The organism is Spectribacter hydrogenoxidans, from assembly GCF_031846275.1.
Classification (GTDB): domain Bacteria; phylum Pseudomonadota; class Gammaproteobacteria; order Nevskiales; family Salinisphaeraceae; genus Spectribacter; species Spectribacter hydrogenoxidans.
The window spans coordinates 48,038-70,401 of record NZ_JAVRIB010000010.1; the positions used below are offsets into that span (position 1 = coordinate 48,038).

Below are 22,364 nucleotides of genomic sequence, written 5' to 3' on the forward strand. Positions count from 1 at the left end.
GAGGATAGAGACATGGGGACTAGCGTAGCCTGCTGCCGGGCGGGATTCACGCTGATCGAACTGCTGGTCGGACTGGCGGTAGCGGCGGTGCTGCTGGTTGTGGCCGTGCCCGCCTATCGGGCCATGATCGAACGCAATCTGGTTGCCTCCCAGGCCAACAGCCTGCTGGCCGATCTGCACTTCGCCCGTAGCGAGGCCGTCACCCGCGGCCGGGACGTGACCGTCTGCAAGAGTGGCGACGGCCAGTCATGTACCGCGGATGGCGGTTGGCAGCAGGGCTGGATCATCTTCGTCGATACGACCAACAGCGGCGTCCGCGATGGTGCTGACGAACCACTTCTGCGAGTCAATAACCGGGCTCGCCGGGGCCTGGCGATTTCAGGCACCGGCACCCTGAGTGAGCGCGTGACGTTTGATTCCAACGGCTTCGCCGAAGGCACCGTCGGCACCCTCAGTGTGGCGCGACCTGACGATGTCGACGAACGTACGGATATCACCGTCCTGTTCAGCGGCAACATGCGCACCGAGAAATGCGGCCCTGCCTCCCCGTGCAAGTCATGACCCGGCAACGAGGTTTCACCCTGCTGGAAGCGCTAATCGCGCTGGTGGTGGTATCGATCGGGTTGCTCGGCCTACTTGGGCTACAGGCGGTCAGTCTGTCGAACACTCATGTATCGGCGACCCGCACCACCGCCAATGACGCCGCCAAGGATATTGCCGAGCGTATGCGCAGTAACCTAGCAGGGGTCGATGCCAATCATTACGCTGATATCGACCATCCGTCAGCCGGAAAGGCGCCGGGGTTCGACTGCGTTGATAGCAGCTGCTCCGCCCAGCAGATGGCCACCGTGGACGCCTACGCCTGGGATCAATCCATCGGCGCGCAGCTGCCCAACGGTCGCGGCCGCGTGGACTGTCTGGACAACGACCCAGCCGATGGTGACGCCTGCAGCCGAAAGTCCCCGCACCGGGTAACGGTGATCTGGCGCGAACGTGACCGCCAGGTGGAGCGCCAGGGGATCGAGGATTTCGATGCCTGCGACGATGAGGACGACGAAATCGATCAGCGCTGTTTCCAGCTGGAATTCGTGCCGTGAGCTCGTGGCAGCGTCAGGCCGGATTCACGCTCACCGAGTTGATGATCGGCATGGTCATCGGCCTGTTGTTGCTCGCAGGCATTCTGGAAATCCTGCTCGGCAATCGGGAAAGCTTCCGGGTCCAGCAGGAACAGGCGGCCCTGCAACAGAACGCACGGGTCGTGTCCTATTTTCTCGACACCATCGTGGCGCATGCCGGCTACTACCCGGATGCGTTCCTGGATGCCGAGCGGATCTTCCGCAACGGCGGCGATCCACTCCGGGGCGAAGACGGCAGGTTCGACGAAGTCACCATCCGCTTTCGTTCCGACGGCGCGATGAACGACTGCGCCGGCGGCCTGGTTGCTGAAGACGTCATTTCCACCAATCGTTTCTACGTCTCCGACACCGATAACGACGGCAACGCCACCCTGTTGTGCCAGCGATCGCTACGACAGGCCGACGGCAGCGCGGTGACACGCCCGGATGGCAGTACCGTGGGCGACAGCTTCCTGCCTTTGATCGAGAACGTATCGGCGCTTTCGATCCGCTACGGCATGGATACCAACGAGGATGGCTCCGTGGACCGCTATGGTGATGCGACTGCAGTGGCCGCGGTTTCAGATTTCGATCATGTTCACAGCGTGCACATGCAGGTGGTTCTGGCCAGCGAGGGCGATGTCCTGACGACGGCACGCGACGCCGGCGACGACCAGCAATTCGACGAAACGCTGTTCGACGACAATCTCGCTCTGCCCACCGACCGGCGTCAGCGTGTGCTGGTCGACCGGGTGATCGCCCTCAAGAACCGGCTGCCATGATGCGATACCACGGCCACCAGACTCCGCAGCAGGGATTCGTGTTGATCACCGGCATGATCTTCCTGATCGTGATCACTCTGCTGGCCCTGTCCACCATGGGTTCCACCACGCTGCAGGAACGCATGACCTCCAATCAGCGGGAGCGGTTCCGCTCACTGCAGGCCGCCGACGCAGCCCTGCGCGATGGCGAGCGGCGCCTCGGGCAGTTCGCCACCTACCCGGAGGCCGGCCGTGACCATACCTATGATCCGACGCCCGCGGACACCGAGACCAACGACACCAAGATCTGGCGGTTGTGGGCGGAAGACGCTCCACTGGCCGGGGTAGAAGCGGGCATCAATGGCTTTCTTGCCGATGCGCCCTGGGATGACGCCAACCAGGCCGACGAGCCAGAGCCGATCACATTCCATTTCTACCAAGCCGACGACGTCGAGGCGGCGGATCTGGGCCTGGTCGCCCTGCCTCGTATCTATATCGAAGAAGTGGCGTTTCGCGCCGACAACCTGGACCCGGATACAGCTGCGCGGGGCAGCGGCGCCACGCAATACCGCGTGACCGGCCGCGCGCAGGGCGGCAATCCCGGCGCCACCTCGGTTACCCAGAGCATCTACCAGAAGCGGTACTGAGCATAACCACAATGCAGATCGAAAAGACGCCTCAGTTGCTCGGCCCGGCCCTGCTTGGGGCCATGAGCCTACTGATTGCTCCGCCGGCAGTTTCAACACCGCTGGATATCGCCGATCAACCCCTGTTTGTCACCAACAGCGCCAAGCCAAACGTGATCGTCGCCGTGGATGATTCGGGTTCCATGGACTTTGAACTGCTGTTCGGCACGGACGGCGGCACGCTCTGGTGGAACCGGAATACCCGAAGCTTTTCCGACAGCAATGGCAACCTTTATTCGCCGGCACGTGACCAGCAGGGCAACTACTACAACTACACCTATCTGTTTCCGAACAACTGTAACGGCAATGGAGCACGGGATCGGCGCGCGTACTGCAGCAACAGCGACTACTTCGCCATCCCGCCCATTCCACAATTCGCCTTTGCCCGATCGCCGGACTTCAACCAGTCCTACTTCAACCCGTCCGTAACGTATAAACCATGGGTCGGCTACGACGACGCGGATCCCGACGATGCCTACGCCGACCCGGCCCGAGCCAGCGACCGCTTTGATCTTACCGGCGACGTGCGCGAAAACGACACCTACCAAAGTTTCGTGATCGGCCCGAACATGCTTTTGCCGGGCGGCCTCATCATCGATGCCGGCGGCGGCTGGTACCGCCTGAATGGCAACGCGACGGTCGACAACTACCGCTATCTCGCGATCGAGTACTTCCCCGCTACCTTCTACCTCGCATCACCGCTGCCGGATAGCTTCGGCTACACCGCGGCCCCTTTGTCAGGTGACGCGCCGGACGGCAGCGACCTATATGGCTACGAGATACGGCCCGGCAATTTCGCGACCGGAGCCCAATACCAGGCGATGATGCAGAACTTCGCCAACTGGTTCTCCTATTACCGCAAGCGCCATCTTGCGACCCGCGGCGGCATCGCGGGCGCGTTCGATCAAGTCAGCGGCTTCAACGTCGGGGCCTGCACCATCAACCAGACGGGCAGTCAAAACAGCAGTTCACTGAACTACTTCGACGTGACCATGCGGGATCTGGATGGTGAACGTGGCACGCTCATCGACTCGATTCTGGACATCGACTTCTCGCAGCCCCGGGGCACCCCGAACCGTCATGCCCTGCATTTCCTCGGCGAACAGTTCGCCCGCAACGACGAAGTGATCACGCAACCCTGCCAGCAGAACTTCGGCATCCTGTTCACCGACGGTTATACCGGTGACCGGGACTACACCGCGGGCGTGGACAATGCCGACGGCGGCCAGGGCAGCCCCTATGCCGACGGCAAGTCGAATACGCTCGGCGACACCGCAATGTACTACTACCGTCGGCTGGCCGACCGCCTGGACGGCGACTTCGAACGCGGCCGGGTTGCCGTTCCTGCGGCGTGCGAGCAGGACAACCCCGATCCGTGGCTGGACTGCAACGACGATCTGCACATGGTGACTTTCGGCGTCACCCTGGGCCAGCAGGGCATCATCTTCGGCACCGATGAAGACGCGACCGATGACCCCTATGCCAACCCGCCGAACTGGGACAGCCTGTCTCTGACCACCTATGGCCCCGCCCAGGTAGACGACCTCTGGCACGCCACCCTCAACGGGCGCGGAACCCTGCTCAACGCCAACACCCCCCAGGAAGTGGCCGACAACTTTGCCGCAACCCTGCAGGAGATCTCCGGCCGCCGCGGCTCGGCGTCGTCGTTGTCGATCAACACCGGTACCATCTCCAGCGATGCCCGGGTCTTCCAGGCCAGTTTCGTCAGCGGGCTATGGACCGGTGACCTTACCGCCGCGTCCATTTCGGACGGCACCGGGAACGGCGCCTGCGAGGACGGGGATGTCCTGGGACAGGTTTGCGGCCAGGAATGGTCAGCCGCGACCCAGTTGAACGCCATGAGCCCGGGCGAGCGGCAGATCATCACCTCCGACGGCAATGGCAACGCGGTTCCGTTTCGCGCTACGGCGCTGGGCCTTACCAACGATGAGGACAGCCAACCCCTCACGGCCGACCAGCTCGCGTATCTGCGCGGCGCCCGGGGCAATGAACGCCAGAATGGTGGCTCGTTCCGCAACCGCACCAGCCTTCTCGGCGATATTGTCTACTCCAGCCCATTGTATGTGGGGGCACCCAACCGCCTGCGGTATCCCTTCGACTGGGACGACGCCCGCCAGGACGGCAACCAGAGTACCGTCGAGGACCAGGCCAGCCTGCCCTACCGCTCGCTGACCGGCTCCAGCTTCATGGCCACCCACGCCGATCGCACCCCGATGGTGTATGTGGGCGCCGGTGACGGCATGTTGCACGGTTTCCGGGCGAGCGACGGCCGGGAGGCATTCAGCTTCATTCCCGGCAGCCTGCTGCCGGCACTCGATGACCTGACGAACCCGGATTACGATCACCGCTTCTACGTCGATGGCAACCCGGTAGTGGTGGATGCCGTGATCAATCATGACGGTGGACCGGCCTGGCGCACCGTCCTTGTCGCCGGTCTGCGAGGTGGCGGCAGCAGCATGTTTGCCCTAGATGTCACCGACCCAACGACTCTGACAGAGTCCAATGCGGGCGAGGTGCTGCTCTGGGAATTCGAGGATGTGGACCTGGGCAAGACCTTCAGCGAACCCAGCATCGTCCGCCTGCACAACGGCCGCTGGGCGGCGGTTTTCGGTAACGGCTACAACAGCGGCGGCGAATCCGCCGTGCTTTTCGTCGTGGATTTGTCCGACGGCAGCCTGATCCGCAAGATCGACACCGGTGCCTCACCCGCCGTCGAGGGCGACCCGGCTTTCAGCAACGGTCTGGGCAGCGTCTTCCCGGTGGATCTCGACGGTGATTTCATCACCGACTACATCTACGCGGGCGACCTGTACGGCAACCTCTGGAAATTCGATCTGACCGCTACCAGTGCCGCCGACTGGGGTACGGGATTCAACGGAAGCCCGTTGTTTACTGCCCGCAGTGCCGGCGGGCAGCGCCAGGTCATCACGACCGAGCCGCGGGTGGGGCTCCACCCGTACGGCCGCGAGTACGGGGTGATGGTGTATTTCGGCACCGGCAAGTATCTGGAACGTGGCGACAATATCCCCGACACCCGCGTAACCAACAGCTTCTACGGCATCTGGGACCTGGATGTTTTCAGCTTCACCGACAACCCGCCCTTTGCCACTAGCGTCAAGGCCGTTCCCGGGCGCGACCGGCTGACCCGGCAGCAGATACTGGACGGCCTCGGCCGCAGCGAGGACGGCCAGACCTATCGCGGTGTCACCCAGAACCCGGTTCCGTATCAGGACGGTGCCGACGACGCGGAAGCTACCATTGGCGGCGCGAACAAGCGGGGTTGGGTCCTGGATCTGCCATCCGGCAGCGGCGAATTGATCGATACCGACGCCACGTTGCGCGGACGTATCGTCGCCTTCAGCAGCCTGGTGCCCAGCGATGACGCCTGTTCCATCGGCGGCAACGGTTTCTTCATGGTCGTCGACGCCGCCAGCGGCGGCCGAACACCTTTCTCCGCCATCGACGTCAATAGCGATCTGACGTTCACTGCTGCTGATACCGTGTCCCTCAACGGCGAGACCATCAGGCCATCGGGGATCGTGTTCAGCAAGGCCGTGCCCGGCGAGGCCGGCTTCATGATCGCGCGGCCCCAGCTGGTGCCGGATGCCGATACCGGCGCAGGCGCTGCCTTCGACAATGCCATCATTCCGTTCAGCGACGGCTCCAAGGTCAGCCGTGCCGTCAACCCGGGCTACGAGGCCGACGGCCGCCGGAGTTGGCGGGAGCTGCGGCGATGAGCGCTCCCTCCAATCGAAAGACGGGCTTCAGCCTGATCGAACTGGTGATTGCGGTTGCCGTTGTCGGTATCCTGGCGGCCATCGCCTACCCCAGCTACGTGAATCAGGTGCGGGAAGCCCGCCGCACCGATGCTCAGCGACTACTGCTGGAAGCCGCCAATCGGCAGGAACGAGTCTACACAACGTCAAGCCCGAACAGTTATGCCGGGAAAATGGGGTCGGGCGGGCTTAACTATCCGAGCAACAGTGTCGAAACCGAGGGCGGCTGGTACCAGGTGGCAGCCAGCGGTACCGACGCCGATGCCAGCGGAAACTTCCAGGGCTTCATGCTGGAAGCCACCGCCCAGAAGGATCAGTTGGGGGATGACTGTGTCCGCCTGCGACTCGACCATCTCGGCCGACGCACCGCGTTCAACGCCGCCGACGGTGGCACGGATGTCAGCGCGGAATGCTGGTAGACCAAGGTTGGCACGCAGTTTCATCGATGGCCCGGACCAGCGCCTGACCCGCCGCTGGTGCACAGGCCACACCGTTGCGGAAGTGCCCGGTATTGACGAAGACCCCCGGCCATCCCGCCACCGGGCCAACAACCGGCTCGCCATCCGATGCAGCCGGTCGCAGTCCGGCCCAGTGAGCCTCGATCGGCAAATCCACAAGAGGCGCGTGCAGCGCGGCAGCGGCGGCCTCAAGCACCTGACGTCCTGCCGCGGTTGGCCTGGCGTCGAAGCCGCTTTCCTCAACCGTACTGCCGATCAGGATGCGACCATCAGCCCGAGGAATCGCGTAACAACCGTCATGAACCAGAATGTGGGGCAATGCGCCGGGCCGGCCGCGCAACAGCAGCATCTGACCCTTGACCGGGCGGATGCCGGCCAATGCTGGCATGCCCGGAATCTCGTCGGTCCACGCACCGGTAGCAACCACGCCGAAATCGCCCCGGAACCAGCCCTGTGCGGTTTCGAAACCCTGGAAGCCCTCAGCGCCGGCATGCAGCCGCGTGACCGCACACTGCTCCCGAATGGAGACGCCGGCCAATTGCAGCGCCGCCGCCAGCGCCCGACCCAGCCTCGGATTGCGCACCTGTGCCACGCAGGGCAGCCAGATGCCCTGCCGATGCTGGCTGCCGGGCAGCCGGCGGCCCAGCTCTCCGGATGCCCAGGCCGACCAGGCATGACCGGCGCGGGCAGCCCACTCCCGCGCCGTTTGCTGCTCGCCGGCATCCAGAATCACCACGCCGGTGCGGCGCAGTTCACAGTCGATGCCCGTCGCGGCATGCAGGTCCCGGCAAAGGGCGGGATACAGTCTGGCACCGGCGGCCGCGGCAGCCTGGACCGACTCGGGATAGCGCCAGGGATAGATCGGCCAGAGCACCCCGCCCCCGGCCCAAGAGGCACCGCGGGCCACGCGATCAGCCTCAAACAAGGTCACCGCATACCCGGCTTGCCGCGCGTACCAGGCCGTCATCAGGCCGATCAGCCCGCCGCCAGCAATCAGGATATGGTCGGGGCGCGCCATGACTCGTCTATTCTAACCTTCAAACGCTGGTCGGCCGCCCGTGACCGTCGGTCGGCTGACGCCTCGACTGTCACCAGCGGCTGCCGATAACGGGATCAATCATGGCCAGACCTGCTTTCTCGAAGGGTTTTACATTGCTGGAACTCCTTGTTGCCATCACCGTCTCGAGCATCCTGCTGGTCATCGGTATACCTGCCTTCATGCAAATGATCGCCGGCAACCAGCGCAGCGCGAACAGCGCCGATCTGTATAGCGACCTCGCCTTCGCCCGGGCAGAAGCCATTTCGCGCAACCTGCAGGTGGGGGTCTGTCCCAGTGACGATGGCGCAAGCTGCGCCGACGGTAGCGATTGGCGCCAAGGCTGGCTGATCTACGCCAACACCGATAACAGCACGGCGGGCGCCGAACCGGATGCGGACGAAGCGGTCCTTGCCAGCCACGGGGAGATCGAGGGGCAGTTCTCCCTGACCGCCAGCGGCATGACCACGCCGATCCTGTTCCTGCCCTCCGGCCGCAGCCGCAGCGACGGACGTTTCGAGCTGTGCCCCGATGATCCCGATCTCAAGGGTCGCGCCGTCGAAATCACCTCGACCGGTCGGCCGCGCATCGCCAATCTCGACTGCGGGGCGTGAGGTAGCAATGGCGATATCATCGCAACGCGGCTTCGGCCTGATCGAGATCCTGATCACGCTGCTGGTGTTTTCCATCGGTATTCTCGCCGTCGCCGGCCTGCAGGCCATTTCCAAGAAGAACAATTTCGATGCCCTGCAACGCACGGAAGCCGCCAACCTGGCCGGTTTCATCGTGTCCAGCATGCGGTCCAACCCCGCGGCCCTGGCCGACTACCTGGTCAGCCAGGGCAGCCCGCGCGGCAGCCGCGACCAGGTCTCGGCACCGGAAAAGGACTGCTACCAGGCCGATTGCTCGCCCGGCGAGCTGGCGGCATTCGATCTGTGGCAATGGGAAAAGGCGCTGGACGGCACGGGCGAAACGGTAACCGCCGACGGCGAGACCACGCCAACCGGCGGGCTCAGCCGCGCCAGTGCCTGCATCACCGGCCCGGCCGGTGGCGGCAGCGGGTTCTATACCATCGTGATTGCCTGGCGCGGCGTCACCCAGCTGGACACCGGCGGCGTCAACGCCTGCGGCACCGGTCGCGGCCTTTACGGCGCCCCCAGCGACACCACCGGCGGCGCAGCCGATGAAAGCTATCAGCGCGCCCTGGTGCTGGAAACCTTCATCGCGTCATGAACCCTTCCATCCGCCAACCTACCTCGCGGGGATTTTCGCTGGTCGAGCTGATGGTGGCCATGACCCTCGGTCTTCTCATGATCGCCGCTATCGGCACGCTGTTCGTGGCCAACAAGACCAACTACCGCCAGAACACCCTGATCGCGGAAATGCAGGACAACAGCCGATTCGCCATGCAGGCGCTGGTGCGTGACATCGGCATGGCGGGTTTCATGGGCGGCATGACCGACCTCGGCGCGATCGCCCGCGGCAGCGACACCCTGCCCGCCATCGCCTCGGACTGCGGCCCCGGGGCGGACGGCAGCGGCGGCTGGGCGCTGGATAACGCGCCGCTCGAGGTTCTCGACCAGCCCGGCACCGGTGCGACCGCCACCCATGCCTGTCTCGGCGACGAACCGCTGGTGCCCACCGCCGACGTGCTCACTGTTCGCCACGTTGCGGGGCTACCGGCAGCGGAACTGGACACTGCCGACGCGGAAGCAACATTGCGTGCCAATACCTTCTATCTGCAGACCAACCGCACGGTTGGCTCGCTGTTCTTCTCCGGCGCCGATGCCGAGGCGCCGGATACCTCGCACGCCCCGCGGCTGCCGCCGAAATCCATCTGGGAATACGAGTCGCGCTTGTACTTCGTGCGGGACTACAGCCAGACCCCGGGCGACGGCATACCGGCCCTTTGCCGCCGCTATCTGGCTGATCAGGCCAGTCCGCGGACTGATACCGAGTGTATCGCCGAGGGGGTGGAGAACTTCCAGATCGCCATCGGTATCGATACCGACGACGATGGAATCGTCAACCACTATGACACCGATCCCGCCGTCACGGACCTAGCCCGGGCAGTCACCGCGCGCATCCAGCTGCTGATGCGCAGCACCGCGGCGGATCCCGGCTACCGTAACGACAAGCGCTACGACCTGCACGGTCACGACGATGACGGTGACGGCGCGATCGATGAAAGCGGCGACGGCTACACTCCCGACGACCGCTTCTACCGGCGCCTGGTGCAGACCACTATCAACCTCCACAACCCGGCGCTGGCGTCGGGCAGCACGCCATGAGCAGTCATCCCGCAACCCGCCGGAATTCGGCCGTCCCGCTGCGCCAGCGCGGCATCGCGCTGGCCACGGCACTGATCTTTCTGGTGGTGATCACCCTGCTGGGTCTGGTGGCCATGCGCACCAGCACCACCGAACTGCGCCTGGCCCGGAATGAACAGGTTCGCATGGAAGCGATGCAGACCGCCCAATCGGTGGTGGACACGGTACTTGCCGACAGCGACAACTTTCCGCTGATCATGAACATCGACTCGCCCCATTGTTTTGCCAGCGGCGGCGGCGACATTCAGGCCGCCTGCCCGCCGGAACAGGCGCAGCTGACGCTGTCCGGCCCGGACCAGCCCGTGCCGCCGCTGTTCCAGAAAGGCATCCATGCGGAAGTCCGGCGGTTGCCGCCGGATCAGGCTCCGTTACCGGGTGGTCTTCTGACCAGCATGGACAAGTTCACCGGTGCTGCATTTGCCGTGCGCGGACAGTACTCGCGCGGTCAAGCCGGCCAGGGCGCGGCCGATATAGAACAGGGGGTTATCAAACTGGTGCCCCGCCAGGAAAGGATCCGATGAGCCGCTCCCGTGACAATCAACCGAATCGACGCCGCAGCGGTCCGCGCTGGGGCGCGCTGCTGGGCGGCATGTGTCTGTCACTGGTAGCAACCCTGTCCCCGGCGCCGAAGGTGGTAGCCGATGATATCGACATCTACCAGCAGACCGGCACCCCCGACACCCAGCCCCCGCTGGTGGTGCTCAATCTCGATCTGAACCTGGATCCCACGGAAATCGTCTGCAGCAACGTGCTGGCCGATCCCGCCACCCTGGTGGGAGAACCCGCCTGCGAGTTGCTGCAACAGGTGGCGGTACTGCCGGTGCTGGAACAGGCGCTGGGCCTGGAAATCGGCGCGCTGCTGGGTACGCTGCTCGGCGACAATGCTGTCGTTGGCGGTCTGACCGGCCTGGTCGGAAACCTCACCGGGGCCTCGCTGGGCTCACTGGCCGACAGCCTACGCGGCATCACCGGGGATGAGGGCGACGGCACCAGCGTTGCTCTCGACCAGCTCGACGTGGTACGGCTGCTGCTCTACCGCGTTCTGCATCAGCTGGTCGGGGTCCGGGTGGCGGTGCTAGCCAGCCATGCCAATACCTGCGCCGAGGCGGATTTCGATGATCCGCGCGCCGATACCGACAACTGCAGCAACGGCGCGGTTGTGCTCCTTCGCGCGACCGAGCTACTGGAAGACAATCTGGACAGTACGGTCGACAACCTGCTCGCCCGTGTGGGCCAGGTCGACGCCCAGCGCCGTGACCAGATCCCGGACTACACTTCCGGCAACAAGGTCACGCTCTGCCATAAGCCTCCCACCGATCCTGACGACCTGGAAACCGTCAACGTCGATATTTCGGTCAACGTCAACGCGGTGGATCCTCATCTCGCCCACGGCGACTACATCGGTCCCTGCAGCGACCCACCCGCGCTGGCGCCGCACCCCTTCCAGGGCAAGGAAGTCTACTTCGAACTGCTGCGTTATCTGACCGGCTCGTCGGTCTACAACGCGGGGCTGAATGCGGACAATAGTCTGCCGCTGCTGGCGGACCCCGCGGCCACCAGCGGTGACAGCTACAACAGCCCGCTCGGCCCGGAGGCCTGCGGGGACATCCGCGTCATCAACGTACTGCTGACCGACCCAACCGCGCAGGATGAATCCGACGACGACATCCTGGGGCATCCAGCGATGGCCGGGGCGGACGGGCCCGAGGGCGAGGGCTTCACCTTCGCGGAAATGACCCGCCATCTGGCGGACGAGGGTTTCAACTACGGCGGCGGGAATTACCGCCTGCACAGCTATTACTTGCTCAACGGCATCGAAGGCGGCGGGCCCACCCAACTGCTGAGCAATCTGGTGGGTACCACCATGAGCCTGCCCATCGGCCTCAATCCACTGGCCGCCCCGTTTGCCAGTCGCGACTCGTTCCTGCCGGTCAGCACCGACAGCGCATCGATGGGCGGCCCGCAACCGGTCTTCTCCCGAGCGCAGCCGGGCGAGGCGCAATCGGCCCTGTTCACCGGCCTGTTCCAGCCCGACCCGGACCGGGCCCCCGCCTGGAACGGCAACCTGAAGAAACTTGCGCTCAGCGACGGCGCAGGCCCGGTCGTGGTCGATGCGCTCGACCAGCCGGCTATCGCCCCGAACGGCCAGATCGCCGACGGTGTCCTGACATTCTGGACTGAGCCCAACGCGCTGGAATCCGGTGTCTCGGGCACTGTGAACGGCCGTGACGGTGGCCATGTCACTCGCGGCGGCGCCGGCATGTTCCTGCTGCCACCCACGACCCCGCCGAGCCCGAGCAACCCGCCCGGCAATGCCGGCAGCGGCGGTGGTGGTCCGCGCATTTTCTATCAGACTGCGGGTGGCGGGCTAACCGTGGCGCCATTGAATCTGGACACCACAACTGTCGAGGAGGCACGTCCCGCGCTGGCGGCTGACGACAAGCTCCACGCGGCCGAGCTGGTGGCCTGGGCCCGCGGCTACGAAACGGACCCGAACGTTCTCGGAGACGAAGGCTACGGCGGGCTGCTCGGATTTCTGGACGATCTGGTGCAAGGCCTGAGCAGCCTGATCCGCGACCTGGTGCGGGATGTGCTCAGCGGGCTGTTCTGCAACCCGATCCTGGGCTTCCTCGGCGTGGTGCTGGGCTTCAACTGCAGTGTCCCCGCCGCCGAGGAACCGCCGCCGCAGGACTGGCCGATGGGCGACATCCTCCACGCGCATCCCCTTGCGATCGACTATGGCAGTGGCGGCAACGATTCGGACATCCGCGTCTTCGCCGGCACCAACCGCGGCTTTCTGCACCAATTCCGTGATGGCGGCAGCGGCGGCAACACCTACGCCGGGCAGGAAGTCTGGCGACTCGCCCCGCGTGCCGTAATGGCCAACTTCAAGCGCTGGCAGTCCGGCAGCCCCACAGCGGCCAGCCGGCCCTACGGCGTGGATGGCGCGCCGGTGGCCCTGATCCAGGACAGTGACGGCGTGATCAGCAGTGCGCAGGGCGACCGCGTCTGGCTGTACTTCGGCCTGCGCCGCGGCGGCAAGGCCTATTACGCACTCGATGCCACCAACCCCGACGCCCCCCCCCAAGGACTCTGGTCGATCGAGAAGACCGGCCAGGACGGCAATTTTTCGGAACTCGGGCTGACCTTCTCCACCCCGCAGGTCGGCTACATCCGGCTGACCAACGACAGCGACGAAACCACCTCGCGGCCGGTGCTGGTATTCGGCGGCGGATACGACGGCGGCTATACCAGCGCCGGCAACCCCCTCGGCAAGGACGCTGCCCGCGGCAGCCAGGCCGATGCCGACGGCCAGACCGAGGGTGCGCTGGTGGGCAGCGACGACGATGAGGGCAACGCCCTGTTCGTGGTGGACGCGCAAACCGGTGAGTTGATCTGGAAGGCTCGACACGGCAGTCGAGGCCACAGCGCCAGTGGCGGCGCGGACGTCTGGCAGCACCCGGCAATGGACGACAGCATTCCCTCCGACGTCACGGCGCTGGATACCGACGGCGACGGGCACCTGGACCGGCTCTACGTCGGCGACACCGGCGGCCGGGTCTGGCGAGCGGACATCGGCGCGCCCGATGCCGCCGACTGGCGTGCCGAACCGATTGCCAGTCTCGGCCGCCATGCCGGCGACGGCGGTCTGGCCACCGATCGGCGTTTCTTTCACCGGCCGGACGTGGTGCGAGTCAGCGCCGGGGCCCGGAGTTTCTACGCCGTGGTCATCGGCTCAGGCAATCGTGCCGACCCCCTCAACCGGGCCACCGACAACCGGCTGTTCGTGATCAAGGATCCGGAAACCCTGCCCGACAATCCCGAACCGGCCACGCCAGCCGATCTGGCCGATTTCTCCGGCAACTGCGCGGGCGGCGAGTGCGCCAGCCTGCTAGACCCTGCGTTCTCACCAGCCGGCTGGCAGATGGCGCTGGGCAGCGCCGGGGAAAAGATCCTGTCCAGCCCCACCACCATCGCCGGCAAGGTACTGGTAACCAGCTATGAGCCACCGGCTGTCGGCGGCAGCGCCTGTGCGCCGTCAACCGGCACTGGCCGCCTCTACGCCGTGGACATCCGCAATGCCACCCCCACCCTGCCCGCTTTCGACAGCGATGGCGACAGCGTCGGCAGCGGCGGTTCACTTGGCATGGCCCGCAGCACGCCGCTGCGCAACGCCGGCATCCCGGCCGAGGTTCAGTACTTGCGGCCCGAGAAATTCCTGACCAGCGATTTCGGGGTACTGGACATCAACCACCGGCTCATCTGGCGCACGTACTGGCGCGAACGCGTCGGCGACCAGTAGGCGGGCGGTCCGGCTTCCGGCCGTACGGCCAGGCCCGTATCATTGCCTCGCATGCCTCGCCCTCACTCCATCCCGGCCGTACTCCGCCGTTGCCAGCGCGGAATGACGCTGATCGAACTGATGATCGTGATCACGGTGGTTGGCATTCTGGCCGCGGTGGCCTACCCGTCGTACCTGAACGTGGTGGTGCGCAACAATCGCTCGGTGGCCCATGCCGCACTGAGTGATCTGGTGGCTCGGCAGGAGAACTACTTCACCCAGCGCAAGCGTTATGCCCAGACCATCCGGGAACTGGGCCTGCCATCGAGTCCCACCGGGGTGCGCAACAACGGCGCGCTAGACGACCTGGACGCGTCGCCCAATCCGGGCGACATCGTCTACCATCTTCAGGTGTCGTCGGTCGCGCCGTTCGACCAGGACACCAATTTCCGGGTGGAGGCCGTGCCGACCAACATGCAAACGCGGGATGATGACTGCGGCACCCTGTTCATCACCGCCGCCGGCACACGCGGTGCCACTGGCGACAACCCCGAGGACTGCTGGTAACCGAACCCCGCCTCAGGACTGACCGCGCTTGCGCCACATGTCCAGCAGCAGCAACGCGGCACCCATTGTGATGGCACAGTCGGCAATATTGAACGCCGGCCAGTGATAGCCCGCCGCGTGCAGATCGAGAAAATCGATCACGTGCCCACGGGCAACACGATCAATCGCGTTGCCCAGGGCCCCGCCCAGAATCAGCGCCAGCGAGGCGGCCACCAATCGGTCCGTATGCGGGTTGCGGCGCAGCCAGATCAGGATGCCGATGCTCACCACGACCGTCAGCCCGACGAAGAACAGCGGCGCCGCACCCGCAAACATGCTGAAGGCCGCGCCGGTATTGTGCAGCCGTACCAGATTGAAGAACGGTGCAATCACCAGCCGGTCGTAGAGATCGAACGACCGGACCACCAGCTGCTTGGTGATCTGATCGGCCACGATCACGATCGCCGAAATCCAGAGCCAGTGAGCGTTTTGGTAGCGGAATGCTTGGCCGGTCGCGGACTCAGACATGGGTGCCTCGGTTGGTATCGGGATTCGGCTCGTCGCCGGCCGGGGGAATTCGGGCCAGCAGGGTCCGGGCATGGTCGATATCCGCCATCATCGCATCGCGCAGCGCGCTGGTGCTGTCGAATCGGACTTCGCCCCGCAGGAATGCGTGAAAGAATACCGCGATTCGGGTGCCGTACAAGTCCTCGTTGAAATCGAGCAGATGCACTTCCAGCAGGCAGCCTTGGCCGTTGACCGTGGGCCGAGTACCCAGGCTGGCCGCCCCATCGAGCACACGACCGTCAGCCAGCCGCACGCGAACGGCGTAGACCCCGTGACGGGGCGCGACCTTGCGTTGGAGGTCGAGATTGGCGGTCGGCACACCCAGCGACCGACCCAGTCGCTGACCGCTGATCACCCGCCCGGACACCCGATAGGGACGTCCCAGTAGCGTTTCCGCCACGTCCGGCTTGCCGGCAGCCAGCGCCTCGCGTACCCGCGTGCTGCTCACGCGCTGGCCGTCCACCGAGATCGTGGGCACCGGCAATACCTCGAAGCCGCATTCCCGTCCCAGCGTCTCGAGCATGGCGAGATCACCGACGCGGTCGCGGCCGAAACGGAAGTCGGTACCCACCATCACCGCTGCCACACTCAACTGCCCCACCAGCAACGAACGCACGAATTCAGCCGGTGGCTGGGCCGCAAACCGCGCGTCGAAACGGGCCCGGACCAGCCGTTGCAGCCCGTAACGAGCAGTGTCCTCGATCTTTTCCCGCAGGCTGGACAGCCGCGCCGGCGCCAGCTCTGGCTTGAAGAATTCCAGCGGGGTCGGATCGAAGGTCAGCAGCGTGGCCGGCCGGCCATGCGTTGCCGCCAGCGTCGTCAGGCGCTGGATGATGGCCTGGTGGCCGCGATGCACGCCATCGAAGTTGCCGATCGTCAGCACGCAGCCGCGCCGGGACGGCGGCAACGCCGATACGCGCCGGACGAACTCCATCAGGCCGCCCGCAGGTGGCGCGGCCGCAAGCCGAGCGCCGCGATCACGACGGCATAAACCGCCAGACCGGCGCCGATAAGGGTAAACAAGCGTGCCGCCCGCTCGGACGCACCGGCCGACAGCCAGCTGCCGATATCACCAGCCAGCCAGAACAACAGCCCGCTCATTACCAGCGTGGCCGCCGTCACCTGGAAAAGCAGCGGCCTCCAGCCCGCACCCGCCTGGTAGACCCCCTCCGCGCGCAGCCCGCGAAACAGCAGACCCGCGTTGACGAAGGCACCCAGGGAAGTACCCAGGGCCAAACCGGCATGCGGGGCCGGCCAGTCGAGCGCGACCACGGCACCGACGAATACCACGTTCATGAGCATCGCCGCCGCCAGCGAGATCACCCCGAAGCGAACCGGCGTGCGCGTATCCTCACGCGAGAAATAACCCGGTACCAGTACTTTCACCAGGGAGAAACCCATGAATCCGAATGCATAAGCGCACAGACTGTACCGGCTCATCAGCACGTCCTGCACACCGAAGGATTGATACTGGAACAGCGTGGCGATCAGCGGTCCGGCCAGCACGAACAGTCCGGCCATGGCCGGCAGGCCGAGCACGATAACCAGTTTCAGCGCCCAGTCCAGGGTGGCCGAGAATCTGGCCGGCTCGGCCTCCGCATGCCGGGCCGACAGATTCGGCAGGATGACGGTGCCCAGGGCGATGGAAAACACCCCCAGGGGGAACTCCATCAGGCGATCAGAGTAATACAGCCAGCTGACGCTGCCAGCCGCCAGCAGCGACGCGATAGCCGTATCCAGCAGCAGATTGACCTGGGCCACCGAGGAGCCGAACAGGATCGGCAGCATCAGCTTCAGAATGCGGCGGACCCGCGAGTCGCGCCAACCCCAGCGGGGTCGCGGGAGCAGCCCCAGGCGCCACAGGAACGGCACCTGGAAAAGCAGTTGCGCCAGCCCGGCCAGAAACACGCCGATGGCCAGTCCCAGTTCCGGCTGTGCCAGCCGCGGCGCCAGCATCAGGGCGGCACCGATCAGACAAAGATTGAGCAAAACCGGTGTGAATGCAGGTACCGCAAAGCGACCGTAGGTGTTGAGAATGCCGCCGGCCATTGCGGTCAGGGAGATGAACAGCAGGTACGGAAAGGTCCAGCGCAGCAGATCTGCCGCCAGCGCGCCGGGGCCATCGTCCAGCATGAAACCCGGCGCGAAAACCAGAATGAACACGGGTGCAGCCATCACGCCCGCCACGGTGATTCCCAGCAGGATCACTGCCAGCGTGCCGCTGACCACGTCGATCAATGCCTGCACCTCGGCCCGGCTGCCCTGACTGCGAGTGGCGGATAGCACCGGGACGAAAGATTGCGCGAACGCACCCTCCGCAAACAGCCGACGCATGAAGTTGGGAATCTTGAATGCGACCAGGAATGCGTCCATGCCCGCGCCGGCGCCGAACACCACGGCGAATACCACATCGCGTGCGAATCCGAGCACACGGGAAAGCAGCGTCATGGCGCCCACGACGCCGGTGGATTTAAGCAGGGACGACGACATCAAACAGCGCCTTGGCGTGAATCCGCGATGATAGCGGTTTCGTTCCGCGGGCCTCCAGCGCAGGAACGCATGCCTGCATTGACAAGCGCCCGTCGAATACCAATAATAGCGGGCTTTCCCGGGCGGTTTCTGCGCCCGAAACAGATGCCTTCAGGAGCTTTTTTCGTGGCCAACTCCCCGCAAGCGCGCAAGCGCGCCCGCCAGTCCGAAGTCCGGCGCACCCATAATATGGCTCAGCGCTCGCTGGCCCGCACGCACATCAAGAAGGTTCGCAAGGCGATCGACGCCGGCGACAAGGATGCCGCCCTGGCCGCATTCCGGGCCGCCGAGCCGGTGCTGGACCGCTTCGCCGGCAAGGGACGGATTCACGCGAACAAGGCTGCGCGCCACAAGTCGCGCCTGAACGCCCAGATCCGCGCCCTCGGCTGATCGGAAGTACGCACGAATAGCTCGAAAAGGGCCCGCTCCGGCGGGCCCTTTTTCGTTCGCATTTCCCGGCGCCCGGGATCGGCCTAGATCATGCCCCGTTCGCGCAGGGCATCGCTGATCTGCGCGACGCACGCCTCCAGCCCATGATCCGCGGTATCCACGATCAACTCCGGATCCTCCGGCGCCTCGTAGGGTGAGTCGATGCCGGTGAAGTGCGGAATTTCTCCCGCCCGCGCCTTCTTGTAGAGCCCCTTGGGATCACGCTGCTCGCAGACGTCCAGCGGCGCCCGGGCGTGGATCTCGATGAACTGGTCCGGCTCGACCAGCGATCGCACGATTTCGCGATCGGCCCGGAACGGCGAGATGAAGGCGGTCAGCACGATCACGCCGGCGTCCACGAACAGCTTTGCCACTTCGCCGATCCGCCGGATGTTTTCCACCCGGGCTTCATCGGTGAAACCCAGATCCCGGTTGAGGCCGTGGCGGATGTTGTCGCCGTCCAGCACATAGGTCAGACGCCCCTGTTCGAACAGGCTGGCCTCCAGCGCGTCGGCCAGCGTGGACTTGCCCGAACCCGACAGACCAGTGAACCAGAGGATGCCCGGCTTCTGCCCGAGGCGCTGCACGCGGTCTTCATGGGCCACCCGGTGCTCGTGCCAGACCACATTGGTTGAGCGATCGTTGTTTTCGTCGGTCACAGGCTTGGTCCTCTGATTGCAGTGAAAAGATTACGGCCGCGTCAGATCAGCACCAGGTTGTCCCGGTGCAGGAACTCCGGATCACCGGCGTAGCCGAGAATATCGATGATGCTCTCGCTGGGCCGGCCGGCCAGCCGCGCAACTTCCGGGGCATCGTAGTTGGCCATGCCGCGGGCGATATCCCGGCCCTCGGGATCCGTGCACACAACGATATCACCACGGCGGAAATCGCCCTCCACCCGTGTGATGCCGATGGGCAGCAGGCTGCGGCCGGACTGGCGCAGAACCCGGGCCGCGCCCGCATCCACGTGGACGCAACCCCGGGTCTGGCGGTGGCCTGCGATCCAGCGCTTGCGCGCCGCCAGCTTGCGTTCACCGGCGGTCAGTAGGGTACCCAGCGACTCCCCGGCCGCGATACGGCCGAGCACCGCCGGCGAGCGACCATCGGCAATCAGCGTGTGGGCACCGGAACGGGCCGCCTGCTGCGCCGCCTGCACCTTGGTTCGCATGCCGCCGCGGCCAAGCGCGCCGGAGCCGCCGCCGGCCATGGGCAACAACGCCGGGTCATCGGCCCGCTGCGTATCGATCAGACTGGCATTCGAATTGCCACGCGGATCGGCATCGAACATGCCGGCCTGATCGGTGAGTATCACCAGCAGGTCGGCATCCACCAGATTGACGGTCAACGCGGCCAGGGTATCGTTGTCGCCCAGCCGGATTTCCTCGGTCGCCACGACATCGTTTTCGTTGACCACCGGAATCACTCCCAGATCCAGCAGCGTCAGCAATGTCCCGCGCGCATTGAGATAGCGCCGCCGGTCGGCCACCTCCTCGTGCGTCAGCAACACCTGGGCGGTGCGCAGGCCGTGGCGCTGAAATTCCCGTTCGTAGGCCTCCACCAGACCCATCTGCCCGACCGAGGCAGCCGCCTGCAGGCCGTTGAGCGTATCCGGCCGGCGCTGCCAGCCCAGCCGTACCAGACCTTCCGCTACCGCGCCCGAGGACACCACCACAATCTGATATCCCTGCCCGGCCAGCGCCGCGATCTGGGCCACCCAATCGGCAATGCGCGCATGGTCCAGCCCGCGGCCGTCATTGGTTACCAGCGAGCTGCCGACCTTGACCACCCAGCGCCGGCTGGCACCGACGCGCTGGCGCATGTCGCTACTGGATCCAGTCGTCGTCATCCGCCTCGTCCGTGTCGTTATCCTGATCTTGTTCGTCGGTGAAATTGGCCGCTCGCTGGGCTTCCAGCCAGGTCATGATATCGCTCAGCAGGGGTCGCACACTCTCCGGCCGGATAGCGGAAATGGTGTACACGGGGCCGGTCCACCCCAGCGCGTCGGTCAACCCCGTGATCCGCTCGGCGATATCCGCCTGATCGAGCAGATCCGCCTTGTTGCAGACCAGCCAGCGTTCCCGCCCGGCCAGCTCCGGGCTGAACTCCGCGAGTTCGTCAGCCACGGTGGCCACGGCCTGCTCGGGAGAAGAGCCGTCCACCGGCCACAGGTCAACCAGGTGCAGCAGCAATCGCGTGCGCTGGATGTGCCGCAGGAATCGATGCCCCAGCCCCACGCCCTGGGCGGCGCCTTCGATCAGGCCGGGCAGATCCACCATGGTGAAGCTACGCAGTTCCCCCACCCCGACCACCCCGACCTGGGGATGTAGCGTGGTGAAGGGGTAATCCGCGATCCGTGGCCGGGCCCCGGAGACCGAGGCCAGCAGCGTCGATTTGCCGGCGTTGGGCAATCCCACCAGGCCCACTTCGGCCAGTAGCTTGAGTTCCAGCCGCAGGGACCGCTTTTCGCCCGGCGAGCCGTCGCTGGTCTGACGCGGCGCACGGTTGGTGCTGGACTTGTAACGCGTGTTCCCCAGCCCGTGGAAACCGCCGCGGGCCACGCAGAGCTGCTGGCCGTGCTCGGTGAGATCCCCGATCAGTTCGCCGGTGTCGGCGTCGAAGCAGAGCGTGCCCACCGGCACCGGCAGGATCACGTCGTCACCCCGCGCGCCGGTACGCTCGCCGCCGGATCCGTTGGCACCGCGCTGCGCCTTGATCTGACGGGTAACGCGGTAATCGAACAGCGTATTCAGGTTGTGCTCGGCCAGCAGATACACGCTGCCACCGTCACCGCCGTCGCCACCGTCCGGCCCGCCCCGGGGCACATACTTTTCGCGACGGAACGACATGCAGCCGTTGCCGCCGTCGCCGGCCTCGACGCGCAGATTGGCTTCATCGACGAATTTCATGATCCTGCCCGGGTATTGCCCACAAAAAACCCCGCCAGTAGCGGGGTTTCAGATCCGCGTATGGCGCGGTATCAGTCCGCCACGATGGACACGAACCGGCGGTTGCGCGGGCCCTTGACGGCGAATTCAACGCGCCCGTCGGTCTTGGCGAACAGCGTGTAATCCTTGCCCATCCCGACATTGCTGCCCGGATGGAAGCTGCTGCCGCGCTGGCGCACGATGATGTTGCCGGCCACTACCGACTGACCGCCGAAGCGCTTGACACCAAGCCGTTTCGACTCGGAATCGCGACCGTTGCGGGTACTACCGCCTGCCTTTTTATGTGCCATCGCTGAGGCTCCTCAGATTATGCCGTGAGTCTATTCGGTCGACTTCGCGTCGTCTGCCGCGCGCTCGGCCGACTTGGCCACCGCATTAGCCGCACCACCGGCGGGCGCTTCGGCCTGGTCATCCTGTTTCGGTGCCGCAGGTTCGGCCGCCTTCTTGGCCTTCTTGGCGCCGCCGGACAGACCGGCGATGCCAGTGACCTTCAGTTCCGTGTAATCCTGGCGGTGACCCTGCTTACGCCGATACTTCTTGCGCCGCTTGAACTTGATCACGTCGATCTTGTCGCCGCGACCATGCCCCTGGACTTCCGCCGTGACCTTGCCACCGTCAACCAGCGGCGTACCGATCTGAGCGGTGTCGCCGTCGGAAACCAGCAAAACCTCGTCGATATCGATAGACTTTCCGGCCTCGACATCCAGCTTTTCCACTCGCAGGGTCTCGCCCTCGCTGACGCGGTACTGCTTGCCTCCGGTCCTGATGACGGCGTGCATCTCAACAAACTCCTGATCTAGGGTCGAGCGCGCGGCGCAACTGCGCATGACGCTCATCGAAGGGCGCGAAGTCTACGCGCAAGCCGCCTCCCGGTCAATGTAAT

At 65.3% G+C, this 22,364-nt stretch carries 21 protein-coding genes and 1 pseudogene; 13 read left to right on the plus strand and 9 right to left on the minus strand.

What is annotated here, in order from left to right; genetic code table 11:
* The first annotated feature begins 12 nt into the window (after positions 1 to 12).
* The 6 genes from RM532_RS10585 to RM532_RS10610 are packed head-to-tail and all read left to right on the plus strand — an operon-like array spanning position 13 to position 6,778.
* Entirely contained in the window at positions 13 to 561 is a 549-nt protein-coding gene (locus tag RM532_RS10585; protein WP_311653299.1) for a GspH/FimT family pseudopilin, read from the plus strand.
* Positions 558 to 1,097 carry a type IV pilus modification protein PilV gene (gene pilV, locus RM532_RS10590; RefSeq protein ID WP_311653300.1) on the plus strand — a complete coding sequence of 180 codons (540 nt, stop codon included), beginning with the start codon at positions 558 to 560 and terminating at the stop codon, positions 1,095 to 1,097. Before RM532_RS10585 ends, pilV (RM532_RS10590) begins: the two co-directional genes overlap by 4 nt.
* Complete coding sequence (locus RM532_RS10595; protein WP_311653301.1) at positions 1,094 to 1,897, plus strand: PilW family protein; 804 nt, start codon at positions 1,094 to 1,096, stop codon at positions 1,895 to 1,897. The genes pilV (RM532_RS10590) and RM532_RS10595 overlap by 4 nt, the downstream gene beginning before the upstream one ends.
* The gene (locus RM532_RS10600; protein WP_311653302.1) at positions 1,894 to 2,523 is read left to right on the plus strand and encodes a pilus assembly PilX family protein; all 630 of its coding nucleotides are present in this window, start codon (positions 1,894 to 1,896) and stop codon (positions 2,521 to 2,523) included. Before RM532_RS10595 ends, RM532_RS10600 begins: the two co-directional genes overlap by 4 nt.
* Positions 2,524 to 2,534: 11 nt before the next feature.
* Positions 2,535 to 6,320 carry a pilus assembly protein gene (locus RM532_RS10605; protein WP_311653303.1) on the plus strand — a complete coding sequence of 1,262 codons (3,786 nt, stop codon included), beginning with the start codon at positions 2,535 to 2,537 and terminating at the stop codon, positions 6,318 to 6,320.
* The gene (locus RM532_RS10610; RefSeq protein WP_311653304.1) at positions 6,317 to 6,778 is read left to right on the plus strand and encodes a type IV pilin protein; all 462 of its coding nucleotides are present in this window, start codon (positions 6,317 to 6,319) and stop codon (positions 6,776 to 6,778) included. The genes RM532_RS10605 and RM532_RS10610 overlap by 4 nt, the downstream gene beginning before the upstream one ends.
* Here RM532_RS10610 and RM532_RS10615 read toward each other — a convergent pair.
* Positions 6,759 to 7,835: an NAD(P)/FAD-dependent oxidoreductase gene (locus tag RM532_RS10615; protein ID WP_311653305.1), complete on the minus strand. Its 1,077-nt coding sequence runs from the start codon at positions 7,833 to 7,835 to the stop codon at positions 6,759 to 6,761. The genes RM532_RS10610 and RM532_RS10615 overlap by 20 nt on opposite strands.
* A gap of 101 nt (positions 7,836 to 7,936) precedes the next feature.
* Between RM532_RS10615 and RM532_RS10620 the strand changes: the two genes are divergently transcribed.
* Genes RM532_RS10620 through RM532_RS10645 form a run of 6 tightly spaced genes read left to right on the plus strand, consistent with a single transcriptional unit; the run spans position 7,937 to position 15,032 of the window.
* On the plus strand, positions 7,937 to 8,467 hold the full coding sequence (locus tag RM532_RS10620; protein ID WP_311653306.1) for a GspH/FimT family pseudopilin: 531 nt from the start codon (positions 7,937 to 7,939) through the stop codon (positions 8,465 to 8,467).
* A 7-nt stretch (positions 8,468 to 8,474) separates the two neighbouring features.
* A complete protein-coding gene (pilV, locus tag RM532_RS10625; protein WP_311653307.1) occupies positions 8,475 to 9,086 on the plus strand; it encodes a type IV pilus modification protein PilV in 612 nt (203 codons plus the stop codon).
* Positions 9,083 to 10,144, plus strand: coding sequence for a PilW family protein (locus RM532_RS10630; protein WP_311653308.1), 1,062 nt, complete (start codon positions 9,083 to 9,085; stop codon positions 10,142 to 10,144). Before pilV (RM532_RS10625) ends, RM532_RS10630 begins: the two co-directional genes overlap by 4 nt.
* The gene (locus RM532_RS10635) at positions 10,141 to 10,704 is read left to right on the plus strand and encodes a pilus assembly PilX family protein (RefSeq protein WP_311653309.1); all 564 of its coding nucleotides are present in this window, start codon (positions 10,141 to 10,143) and stop codon (positions 10,702 to 10,704) included. The genes RM532_RS10630 and RM532_RS10635 overlap by 4 nt, the downstream gene beginning before the upstream one ends.
* Positions 10,701 to 14,486 (plus strand): pilus assembly protein, encoded by a 3,786-nt coding sequence (locus RM532_RS10640; RefSeq protein ID WP_311653310.1) that lies wholly within the window; start codon positions 10,701 to 10,703, stop codon positions 14,484 to 14,486. The genes RM532_RS10635 and RM532_RS10640 overlap by 4 nt, the downstream gene beginning before the upstream one ends.
* A 51-nt stretch (positions 14,487 to 14,537) precedes the next feature.
* Positions 14,538 to 15,032: a type IV pilin protein gene (locus tag RM532_RS10645; protein WP_311653311.1), complete on the plus strand. Its 495-nt coding sequence runs from the start codon at positions 14,538 to 14,540 to the stop codon at positions 15,030 to 15,032.
* A 12-nt stretch (positions 15,033 to 15,044) separates the two neighbouring features.
* Here the strand turns inward: RM532_RS10645 and lspA are convergent, their stop codons facing one another.
* The 3 genes from lspA to murJ are packed head-to-tail and all read right to left on the minus strand — an operon-like array spanning position 15,045 to position 18,068.
* Positions 15,045 to 15,539, minus strand: a complete 495-nt coding sequence (lspA, locus tag RM532_RS10650; protein ID WP_311653312.1) for a signal peptidase II — start codon at positions 15,537 to 15,539, stop codon at positions 15,045 to 15,047.
* Positions 15,532 to 16,512, minus strand: coding sequence for a bifunctional riboflavin kinase/FAD synthetase (gene ribF / locus RM532_RS10655; protein WP_311653313.1), 981 nt, complete (start codon positions 16,510 to 16,512; stop codon positions 15,532 to 15,534). Before ribF ends, lspA begins: the two co-directional genes overlap by 8 nt.
* Positions 16,512 to 18,068, minus strand: a complete 1,557-nt coding sequence (murJ, locus tag RM532_RS10660; protein WP_311653314.1) for a murein biosynthesis integral membrane protein MurJ — start codon at positions 18,066 to 18,068, stop codon at positions 16,512 to 16,514. The genes ribF and murJ overlap by 1 nt, the downstream gene beginning before the upstream one ends.
* Before the next feature lie 165 nt (positions 18,069 to 18,233).
* On the opposite strand from murJ, the gene rpsT reads away from it, so the two are divergent.
* Complete coding sequence (rpsT, locus tag RM532_RS10665) at positions 18,234 to 18,497, plus strand: 30S ribosomal protein S20 (RefSeq protein WP_311653315.1); 264 nt, start codon at positions 18,234 to 18,236, stop codon at positions 18,495 to 18,497.
* 83 nt (positions 18,498 to 18,580) lie between these two features.
* Here rpsT and cysC read toward each other — a convergent pair whose 3' ends face one another.
* The 5 genes and pseudogenes from cysC to rplU all read right to left on the minus strand — a co-directional run.
* On the minus strand, positions 18,581 to 19,195 hold the full coding sequence (cysC, locus tag RM532_RS10670) for an adenylyl-sulfate kinase (protein WP_311653316.1): 615 nt from the start codon (positions 19,193 to 19,195) through the stop codon (positions 18,581 to 18,583).
* Between the two features lie 41 nt (positions 19,196 to 19,236).
* Entirely contained in the window at positions 19,237 to 20,355 is a 1,119-nt protein-coding gene (gene proB / locus RM532_RS10675) for a glutamate 5-kinase (RefSeq protein WP_349255309.1), read from the minus strand.
* Between the two features lie 4 nt (positions 20,356 to 20,359).
* Positions 20,360 to 21,442: an Obg family GTPase CgtA gene (gene cgtA / locus RM532_RS10680; protein ID WP_311653318.1), complete on the minus strand. Its 1,083-nt coding sequence runs from the start codon at positions 21,440 to 21,442 to the stop codon at positions 20,360 to 20,362.
* A gap of 71 nt (positions 21,443 to 21,513) precedes the next feature.
* Complete coding sequence (gene rpmA / locus RM532_RS10685) at positions 21,514 to 21,771, minus strand: 50S ribosomal protein L27 (RefSeq protein WP_311653319.1); 258 nt, start codon at positions 21,769 to 21,771, stop codon at positions 21,514 to 21,516.
* A 186-nt stretch (positions 21,772 to 21,957) separates the two neighbouring features.
* A pseudogene (rplU, locus tag RM532_RS10690) lies at positions 21,958 to 22,260 on the minus strand (50S ribosomal protein L21); the annotation flags it as partial.
* Between the last annotated feature and the right edge of the window lie 104 nt (positions 22,261 to 22,364).